At 54.5% G+C, this 9430-nt stretch carries 7 protein-coding genes and 4 tRNA genes; 3 read left to right on the top strand and 8 right to left on the bottom strand.

Annotated elements, in window-relative coordinates; translation table 11 throughout:
- Positions 1-351 precede the first annotated feature (351 nt).
- Entirely contained in the window at positions 352-906 is a 555-nt protein-coding gene (locus tag BLQ24_RS09570; RefSeq protein ID WP_090164707.1) for a hypothetical protein, read from the top strand.
- Positions 906-1103, top strand: a complete 198-nt coding sequence (locus BLQ24_RS09565) for a helix-turn-helix transcriptional regulator (protein WP_090164706.1) — start codon at positions 906-908, stop codon at positions 1101-1103. Before BLQ24_RS09570 ends, BLQ24_RS09565 begins: the two co-directional genes overlap by 1 nt.
- Before the next feature lie 591 nt (positions 1104-1694).
- Here the strand turns inward: BLQ24_RS09565 and BLQ24_RS09560 are convergent.
- The 3 genes from BLQ24_RS09560 to megL form a co-directional block, all read right to left on the bottom strand.
- Positions 1695-2909: a VWA domain-containing protein gene (locus BLQ24_RS09560; RefSeq protein ID WP_090164705.1), complete on the bottom strand. Its 1215-nt coding sequence runs from the start codon at positions 2907-2909 to the stop codon at positions 1695-1697.
- 3 nt (positions 2910-2912) lie between these two features.
- Complete coding sequence (locus BLQ24_RS09555; RefSeq protein WP_090164704.1) at positions 2913-3743, bottom strand: AAA family ATPase; 831 nt, start codon at positions 3741-3743, stop codon at positions 2913-2915.
- A 182-nt stretch (positions 3744-3925) separates the two neighbouring features.
- The gene (gene megL, locus BLQ24_RS09550) at positions 3926-5122 is read right to left on the bottom strand and encodes a methionine gamma-lyase (protein ID WP_090164703.1); all 1197 of its coding nucleotides are present in this window, start codon (positions 5120-5122) and stop codon (positions 3926-3928) included.
- 296 nt (positions 5123-5418) lie between these two features.
- Here megL and BLQ24_RS09545 point away from each other — a divergent pair, with 296 nt between their 5' ends.
- Positions 5419-6399: a LysR family transcriptional regulator gene (locus BLQ24_RS09545; RefSeq protein WP_090164702.1), complete on the top strand. Its 981-nt coding sequence runs from the start codon at positions 5419-5421 to the stop codon at positions 6397-6399.
- Positions 6400-6499: 100 nt separating this feature from the next.
- Here BLQ24_RS09545 and BLQ24_RS09540 read toward each other — a convergent pair whose 3' ends face one another.
- The 5 genes from BLQ24_RS09540 to BLQ24_RS09520 all read right to left on the bottom strand — a co-directional run bounded on the left by BLQ24_RS09540 (position 6500) and on the right by BLQ24_RS09520 (position 9363).
- Positions 6500-7921, bottom strand: coding sequence for a Na+/H+ antiporter NhaC family protein (locus tag BLQ24_RS09540; RefSeq protein WP_090164701.1), 1422 nt, complete (start codon positions 7919-7921; stop codon positions 6500-6502).
- 1108 nt (positions 7922-9029) lie between these two features.
- Positions 9030-9103 (bottom strand) — tRNA-Arg (locus BLQ24_RS09535).
- A 9-nt stretch (positions 9104-9112) separates the two neighbouring features.
- Positions 9113-9187: transfer RNA gene (locus BLQ24_RS09530), tRNA-Gly, on the bottom strand.
- A gap of 4 nt (positions 9188-9191) precedes the next feature.
- A tRNA-Tyr gene (locus tag BLQ24_RS09525) sits at positions 9192-9276 on the bottom strand.
- A 15-nt stretch (positions 9277-9291) separates the two neighbouring features.
- Positions 9292-9363 (bottom strand) — tRNA-Thr (locus BLQ24_RS09520).
- Positions 9364-9430 lie beyond the last annotated feature (67 nt).

Below are 9430 nucleotides of genomic sequence, written 5' to 3'. Positions count from 1 at the left end.
AGCGACCGTGCTTCTGCCTTTTGACACATCAATACCTACTGCGTTTAACATCACTGATACCTCCGATATTGAAATTGCAATGGATGACCAGTTTTCTCATTGCCGATTCAATCTCCTGGGGTATCACACGAACGCAATGTAATTAGTAACATCGGTTCAACCTGCATAAACCGAACGGCTGCAAATGAGTATGGCTGGCTGACAGGCTTTCGTGCGGACGCCATATGGTCCTAGGAGGAACAAGTCAGATCCATGCCACACCATTGTACAGCTTTAGCAATGAAAGGGAGCAGATCCTGGCTGGTTGTCAGGTGTCTGTTACCTACAACTTTATTGTAGGAGGAGGAAAAAATGAACTCGTCAAGCAATGAATTTTTGTTCGGATCTCTCATGGCACTGTTTCTTCTCGGCCTGGTCATGCTGCGAAAGAGAAGAAAAGGCAGCGCCGCCTACGATGAGCGGCAGGAGGCCGTCCGCGGCCGCGGATATCGAAACGCCTACGTTATCACCAACGTTCTGATCCTGATCTATGCGCTGGGATTCAACGGCGGGTTGGATCACATCGTATCCCCGAGCCTCATCCTGTGCGCTATCCTGCTGATCGGCGGACTGGTGCTGTCCGGCTATTGCATCTTCCGGGATGCCTACTGGGGCTTCAACCAGAAGAAAAAACGTTCCATCTTCATCTTCTGGATTATCCTGATCCTCCTGTACATCCCGATCGCCCTGAACAAGATCCGTCATCCGGAAAACCTTTACGAAGACGGCCGCATCAGCTTCGACGGCGGCGCCCCATTCCTGCTCATCGGTTTCTTCGTCATCTTCCTGGGCATGATGCTTCTAAAAGCAGTGATCGACCGCAGAACCCCGGACGACGAACCGGACACAGACGGAGGTGCACACTGATGAAAAACCTGAGAATGAAAGCAGCCCGGGCGGCGAAAGACCTGTCCCAGCAGCAGCTCGCAGACCTGGCGGGCGTCAGCCGCCAGACGATCAACGCCATCGAAAAGGGCGACTACAATCCGACCATCCGCCTCTGCATCGACATCTGCCGCGCCCTGGACAAGACCCTGGACGAACTGTTCTGGCCGGAGGATTGAGGCGGGGCGGTCGCCTAAGGCGCAGGCGGTCCGGCAGGCCGGCCGGGCTGATTGTATACGATCAGCACCTTTCGGGCGGGCTGACGGAGGGATTGTATGCGATTTTCGTGTATACTGTATGGAGAAGGTGCGGAATGACCCGAAAGGCCCCGTTTCGCACTAAAATACCGGACAGGAGGGTGCGAAAACGAAAGAAAATCCCGGTTAATTTATATCGGCAGCCTCTGAAGGTGCGATTCTGATGAAAAGCGTTTTTTCGCACCTGGACTGGCAGGAAAATCGTATACACTTTCGGTGTGATGGACAAAAAATAACCCAACGTGCCGATCGGGCAATCCTGGTATGACGTTGGTTCGATGGACGAGCGGACGGAAATCCGGTGATTCAACACGAGGCACGCCTGTTGGGTAAATAAACTGTGATGTCAGAAAGGAACACTCAGCTGGCGAGATGCGAGAACGCGATTTTTCGCAGATCCGCACCCTTCTGAATCGTGTCGCCCCGGATTTTCGGCTGAATCAGACGGAATCGGGTGCGATATCAGAAAAAATTAAAATATCGCACCCCCCGGCCGACCGCACGCCCGCTCCCCTACCTTGCCATCAACTTCTTCATCCCCCGCATCAGGCCCTCCTCCGAAAGGTCGTACATCGGGAACATATCGTGGAGGAACAGATGAGTCTGGGCCCAGTAACTGTTGGAAGGGGGCAGCTTCGCCGGATTCAGCCAGATCAGGTGTGGATATTGTTTCAGCAGCATCCGGAAGCAGTCCAGGCCGGTATGGGGCTTGGCGCAGCGCTTCTCCCAGTCGTAGCCGTGCTCCGTCAGCTCATACGGGTTCATTTCCCCGTCGCTGACGATGATCACCCGGTATTCTGAGCCGAAATTTTTCAGCACCCGGTCCAGGGGCACCGAACGGTCCGGGTCCACCGCAGGATCCCGGTACAGCGCATCATCGATCACATTGTGGAAATAGTAGGTGTGCAGTTCTTTGAAATGATTGGATTTCACCGCCGCCTGGAACAGCATGCTGCACAGCCGGGCGTAATAGTCCATGGAACCGCCGGAATCCATCAGCATCAGCACCTTGATCTGATTGCGGCGGGGATGACGGTACTGGACCGTCAGCATGCCGCCCTTTTCCGACGTCTTCCGGATCGTTCCGTCCACATCGAATTCCAGTTCTTCCGTGTCCGATGCGGAATACTGGCGGAGTGTCCGGAAGGCGTTCTGAAATCCCCGGGTGTCCAGAATATTGTCCTTCCGGAAATCCCGATAGCGCCGCTCCCCGGCTACGCTGACCGCCGTCTTGTACTTACTCTGTCCGCCGATGCGGATTCCGCCGGGATGCCACCCGCTGTTGCCGAAGGCAGACTGCCCGTGGGTGCCCACCCAGAACTTGCCGGTGTCGTGCTTTGTTTTCTGCTGCTGCAGGCGCTCCTCCAGGCGGCGGAGGATCATTTCCAGGCTTTGCTGCTGGAAGGCACCGTTACGAACGGCCTCCTCCGCAATCTCCCGGATGTGCGCCTCGTCCTTCCAGCCCATCTCCGGCCGGTCCAGCCATTCCATCAGATCCTCCCCGAATTCCCCGGTGAAGGGCGCTCCCTTGAAGTACTCCGCAAACACCTGATCGAACCGGTCGTAATCCGCTTCCGAATTCACGCAGATCCCACGGCAAAGATAATAGAATCCGTTCAGCGAAGAGTGGTGCAGGCCTTTCAGCATGCCCTCCAGCACCAGCAGCCACTGATCCAGCGAAACCGCCAGACCCCGTGCCCGGAGCAGATAGAAGAAATCCAGAAACATAGGCTATCTCCTCCCCCGGTGCTTTTCCAGAACGCCCAGATCCTTGTCTTTTTTCAACAACACCCCCGCCAGCGGAATCTCACCCCCGGACCGGGCCGCCAGCTCCTCCACAGGTACGCCGCCGATCTGAAGCGCCCGGAGCCAGTCGATGAGTTCCGACGTCCCCGGCTTCTTCTCAATCTCCGGCAGACTCCGGATCCAGTAGAACGTGGCCATGGCCTGATCCACCAGCGTCTCCTCAATCTGATGGAAATGCACACCGATAATCTTCCGCATCTGCTCCTCATCCGGGAAATCAATATAATGGAAGATACAGCGCCGGAGGAACGCATCCGGCAGTTCCTTCTCCGCATTGGACGTGATGATGACGACCGGCCGGTGCTTCGCCTTCACTGTCTCGTTCGTCTCCGGAATATAGAACTCCATCTGATCCAGCTCCCAGAGCAGATCATTCGGAAACTCCAGATCGGCTTTGTCAATCTCATCGATCAGCAGCACCGTCTGCTCCTCCGCCGTGAAAGCCTCCCCCAGTTTCCCCATCTTCACATACCGCCCGATATCGTCCACCCCGTGGGTGCCGAACTGGGAATCATAAAGCCGCTGCACCACATCGTACACATACAGCCCATCCTGGGCCTTCGTGGTGGACTTGATATTCCAGGTGATCAGCGGCATGTCCAGCGCCTCCGCCACCGCCCGGGCCAGCATGGTCTTCCCGGTTCCCGGCTCCCCCTTCACCAGCAGCGGCTTCTCCAGCGCCATGGCGATATTCACAATCTGCTTCAGATTATCCTGGGCAACATACTCTGCGCTCCCTGCGAAACGTTCCTCCATACAAACCTCCTGCTTTCGACCGTACATTCACGACTTCATCTTAGCACAGCGACAAAGAATAATCTATCATTCGTCCGAAAATTTGGATTACTTCGCCCGGCCCGGTCGAAAAAAAACGCCGCCCGGACGGTGGTTATCGTCCGGGCGGCAGCACAAGAATTGATTCTTGCTACATTTATCACTTATACCAGTGTATCCAGTACGGTCTTCAGGTCGTCGATGATGTCCTCCACATCTTCCAGTCCGACACTGATTCTGACCAGACCTTCGGAGATGCCGGAAGCGGCCAGCTCTTCCTTCGTGTACGTGGAATGGGTCATGGTCGCAGCATGTTCCACCAGCGTCTCGGCGTCTCCCAGGGAAACCGCCAGAGTACAGAGCTGGAGCTTATTGATCGCTGCAGCAACCTCCTCTCTGGAGGCCTTCAGTTCCATGGCCAGCATGCCGCCGAAACCGTTGTGCATCTGCTTCTTCGCGATCTCATGACCTTCGAAGTCAGGCAGACCCGGATAGTAAACCTTGTCAACCGCCGGATGATCGTGGAGGAACTCCGCCACCTTCATGGCGTTGGCACAGTGTCTTTCCATTCTCAGGTTCAGTGTCTTCAGACCTCTGTTGATCAGGAAAGCAGAGAACGGGCTCATGACAGTGCCGGTCATATTCTTCAGTCCGGTCATTTTCGTATTCATGATATATTCTGCATCACCGACAACGAACCCCGCAATCACGTCGCCGTGGCCGTTGATATACTTCGTGGCAGAGCAGACCACCACATCGGCGCCCAGCTTCAGCGGATTCTGCAGATACGGCGAAGGGAACGTGTTGTCCACGACCACCTTGATTTCCGGATTGAAGTCGTGGGCCATCTTCGAAACCGCTGCGATGTCAACGATCTTCAGCGTCGGATTGCACGGCGTTTCGAAATAGACAACCTTCGTCTTCTCCGTCAGCGCCTTCTTCACATTCTCCGGATCGCCCATATCCACGAAGGTGACCTTCACGCCGAATTTCTGAATGTCCGTATTCAGCAAAGCGAAGGTGCAGCCGTACAGCGTATCGCTGGCAACTACCTCATCGCCGGCTTCCAGAATTGACCACAGTGCTGCGGAAATCGCACCCATGCCGGATGCAGTGGCCATCGCCGCCTCGCCGCCTTCCAGAGCGGCAACCTTCTCTTCTACCTGGGTCACTGAAGGGTTTCCCAGACGGGAATAGATATATCCTTCCTCTTCACCGGCGAACCGGGCCGCACCCTGCTCTACATTATCGAAGACAAAAGTCGATGTGGCATAGATCGGGAAAGCCAGTGCCCCGTTATCCTCTCTATGCGTTCCTGCGTGAATCTGCGTCGTTGCGAATCCAAATTCCTTCTTAGCCATAGATTCCCATCCTTTCTATTCGCTGTTACCAGGCCCGGGGGCGGCTCCCTGCCGCCTCAAGGCCGCTCCTACCATTAAGACCAAATTCCGTAAAGAGAGTGTGTGATGATTGTCAGTGTCGTCTGACTATTAGCTCTTTTCTACACATACAGGATACCACGGGCTCCGGAAACGTGGTAATCCCCGATTTCTCTAACCGCTTATCAGTAATTAAGATAGCAGAATTGACAGTTAACTCACCGCTGGTATAATTAATAGTATCGATTTAAATACTATTTTGGAGCCGGAGGGACATCATGACTTTTCAGCAATTGACATATCTGATAGAAATATCCAAGTGGGGTTCCATCAACAAGGCCGCGAAATCACTGTATATATCCCAGTCCGGGATCTCCACATCCATCAGCGAACTGGAGAAGGAACTGGGCATCGTGTTCTTCGAACGGAACAACCGGGGCGTCATCTTCACCCCGGAGGGAAGGGAATTTCTCGGATATGCGAAATCCCTGCTGGATCAGAAGAAATGGATCGAATCCCTCTACCAGGGCGATGAAGCAGACACCGATGAAACCGTTTCCCTGGTGGTCGCTTCCCAGCGCTTCCCCTTCGCCGAAAGCGCATTCCTGGAGTACCTGGAGCAGCACAACACCAGCCGGTACCGCTATGTGTTCAAGGAAGAGACAATGGATGCGCTGATCAACGACGTGCACGACCATCATGCGGACATCGGTCTGCTCTTCCTCTCCCGTGCCTCCTGTCAGATCGTCCGCCATATGCTTTTGTCCAAAAAAATGGAATTTCACAAGCTGGGCAGCACCCGCCCCGCCGTCTACCTCCGGGCCGGCCATCCCCTGGCGGGAAAATCCGAAGTGGGCGTGGAGGATCTGGCCCCCTTCCCTTACGTGGCTTTCGACCACCGGCAGGGGGTGGCCTCTGATTTCCTGGAAGAGTACCAGACGCCGGGCATGAAGCGGGGCTGCCGGCATATCATCGTCTCCGAACGCTCCATGTGCTATCAGGTCATGCTCCGCACCGACTGCTACACCACCGGAAGCGGCCTGCTTTCCGATGAAATCGATCTGGGAGACATCATCTCCATTCCGATGAAGGGCGAGCCGCTTCTGGATATCTGCTGGATCAGCTCTTCTCTGAACGGACTGCCCCGCTCCGCCTGGGACTTCCTGGGCATTCTGAAGCAGAAGCTTTCCCGGTCCATGGAGTTTACACAGAAGGTCCGGGACGACCTGGCCGCCGATACGCCGGAAGATGACATTTAGCCGGCGACGGGTTCCAAAAAAACGCAGAAGAACCGGCAGCCGCCGGTTCTTCTGCGTTAGTCGTGCAGTATGATATTCTGTTCTTCAACGAAATCCAGCACTACTCGTCCCGGGCTTCCTCCTGCGCCTTCTTCGCTGCCTCCACATTGGACTCCGCACAGTCATACTCCCAGTTCCACGGATTCGACCGGATCACCTTGTCTGCGAACGGTACAAAGATGGAAATGACAGCAACGATCGCCAGAATCCAGTTATACCACATGTACGGAATGATATCTGTCGGGGCGTACTTCGAGGATCCCATATACTGATTCAGCAATGCCACGGCCGACAGCATCTGTGCGCCGTACGGAATGATTCCCTGGAGTACACAGGAGAAGATATCCAGCAGAGAAGCCGTCCGTCTCGGATCCACATGGTATTCTTCCGAAACATTTCTCGCTACCGATCCGGTGACAACGATCGCCACGGTGTTATTCGCCGTTGCGCAGTCCACCAGAGAAATCAGCAGGGAGATACCAATCTGGGCGGAGTGATTTCCTTTCATGACCTTCCTGAGTTTCTGGATCAGCCAGTCGATGCCGCCCATCTTCGCAACCATTTCCGACATACCGGCGCAGAACAGGGTCAGGAAGAATACCTCGTTCATCCCTGTGAATCCGGCCCAGACATTCTGGGCAAAGGTGAACACGCTCAGACCGCCCATTGCGATTCCGATAATTCCCGCCAGGAATATACCGATGGTCAGCACCAGGAAAACGTTCATGCCGATCAGTGCCAGCACCAGTACCACGATGTACGGAAGAACCTTGATCGCACTGAAATCCAGCGATCCCAGCGATGCGGCGTGCTCCGGCCTTCCGATGACCAGCAGAACGACGATGGTGATCAGAGCTGCCGGGAACGCGATCCAGAAATTCAGCCGGAACTTATCCTTCATGGCAACACGCTGGGAACGGGTTGCCGCAATGGTTGTATCCGAAATCATGGACAGATTGTCTCCGAACATCGCACCGCCGATACAGGCACCTACAACCAGCGGAAGACTGAGCCCGCCCTTGTCCGCCACGCCGACAGCGATCGGTATGATCGCACCGATGGTTCCCATGGAAGTTCCGGTGGCAGTTCCCATGAAAGCGGAAATAATGAAAATGCCCGCCGTCAGGAACTGGGTCGGAATGAAGGTCAGTCCCATATTTACTGTGGAATCCCTGCCGCCCATGGCCGCCGCAACAGCGGAGAACGCACCGGCCAGGATATAAATCATCAGCATGGTCATAACGTCTTCATTGGCGGCGCCTCTGGCAAAGACGCGGAACGACTCGCCCACCGGCTGCCGCATCATCAGAAATGCCACCAGCACGGCAATAAACATCGCCGTTACCGACGGAAACTGATAAAACGCCATTTCCTTTCCCTGGATGGACAGCGCAATGCCCGCCCCCAGATAGATGATGATGAAAAGAATCAGCGGAAACAACGCAAATCCGTTCGGTTTCCTCTCGTTTAAGTTATCATTCATCAGATCCTCCTTCTCTCACACTGCCGGGAAGACATCCCGGCCGACAACACATGACATCACACAGACTTCGCTGCACACCCTCATAATTTACTTAGAATATACCATATTATTGAAATTTTCCGATAATAAATATTTCAGATAGCCAGTACCCGCTTTTTCTTATAGTTGTTCGAAATTTTCTGTATTATATGGCAGCAAATAGAATTTCTCTATCCTTCTTCTCCGGTGACGACAAAAAATACCCGGGAAGCCGGGCGGCGGACGGGTGCGGCGGGCGGCGGCAGGTGCGATTCTGCGAAAAATCCCATTTTCGCACCCTATTCCGGCCGATTCAGCCGAAAATCAGGGGCGACACGATTCGGCGGGGTGCGGAAACACGATTTTTTCCGTTACCGCACCTGGCTGCCTGAACGTCAGATTTTTACATTGTAATTATTTTACCCGACGCACCAGCGTAATATACACACGTCGTTCTTTCCGGCCATTCCATCACTGCACCGCAGTGATCGCCTGGAAGCCCAATCAGCAGTTGAGTCATTTTCTTCCCAGCATATCCAAAACGTATACAATTTGTCTGACAGACCAGGTGCGAAAATCCAATTTTCTCCAGAATCGCACCATCAGGGACAACCGGAATAGATTAATCGAGATTTTCTTTCATTTTCGCACCCCTGGCGACTGTGTTTCAGGTGCGAAACAGGCAATTGGGGCAAATTCCGCACCTTCTCCATACAGTATACAGAAATATTATATACAACTCCCCCGTCCAGACCCCTGAAAAGCCCCGATCGTATACAATCTGCCCGGCCTGGCGACCGTCAATGCCTTGATCGTGCACCACGGCCTGGCGACCGTCAATGCCTTGATCGTGCACCACGGCCGGACGATCGTCAATGTCTTGATCGTGCACTACGGCCCGGCGACCGTCCGCTGTATATTTAGTAGGAGGATAACAGGCGGCCCGGCGGCCGCCTGTTTCCTTTTCTATTGAAGGAAGCAAGTGCGGGGAATTTCCCCGCACTTGCTTCATATCCCCGCCCGCAGCCTGCGGGCGGGGAAAAAACAAAAAAATCCCCGGTCGACACCGGAGACACGTTCGTGAAAATGATGAGCCCGCAGAGATTCGAACTCTGGACACACGGCTTAGAAGGCCGTTGCTCTATCCAGCTGAGCTACGAGCCCATAAAAAAATGGAGCGGAAGACGAGATTCGAACTCGCGACCCTCGCCTTGGCAAGGCGATGCTCTACCCCTGAGCCACTTCCGCAAATTGGTCGAGGGAGATGGATTCGAACCATCGTAAGCTCAGCTAACGGATTTACAGTCCGCCCCCTTTAGCCACTCGGGCATCCCTCGATGTTGCTTTCCTGAAACTGGCGGAGGGAATCGGACCCCCAACGTGCCGATTACAAATCAGCTGCTCTACCGTTGAGCCACGCCAGTACGCAGGCGACCTAATCATAGTACACCAACCGGCCGCCCATGTCAAGACTTCACACCCGTTTTTCCA

This window comes from Eubacterium pyruvativorans (genome assembly GCF_900102225.1).
In the GTDB taxonomy this organism is placed as follows: Bacteria; Bacillota; Clostridia; order Peptostreptococcales; family Anaerovoracaceae; genus Aminicella; species Aminicella pyruvativorans.
Note: the sequence above shows the minus strand (reverse complement) of the source record. Positions and strands in the feature narration are given on the sequence as shown.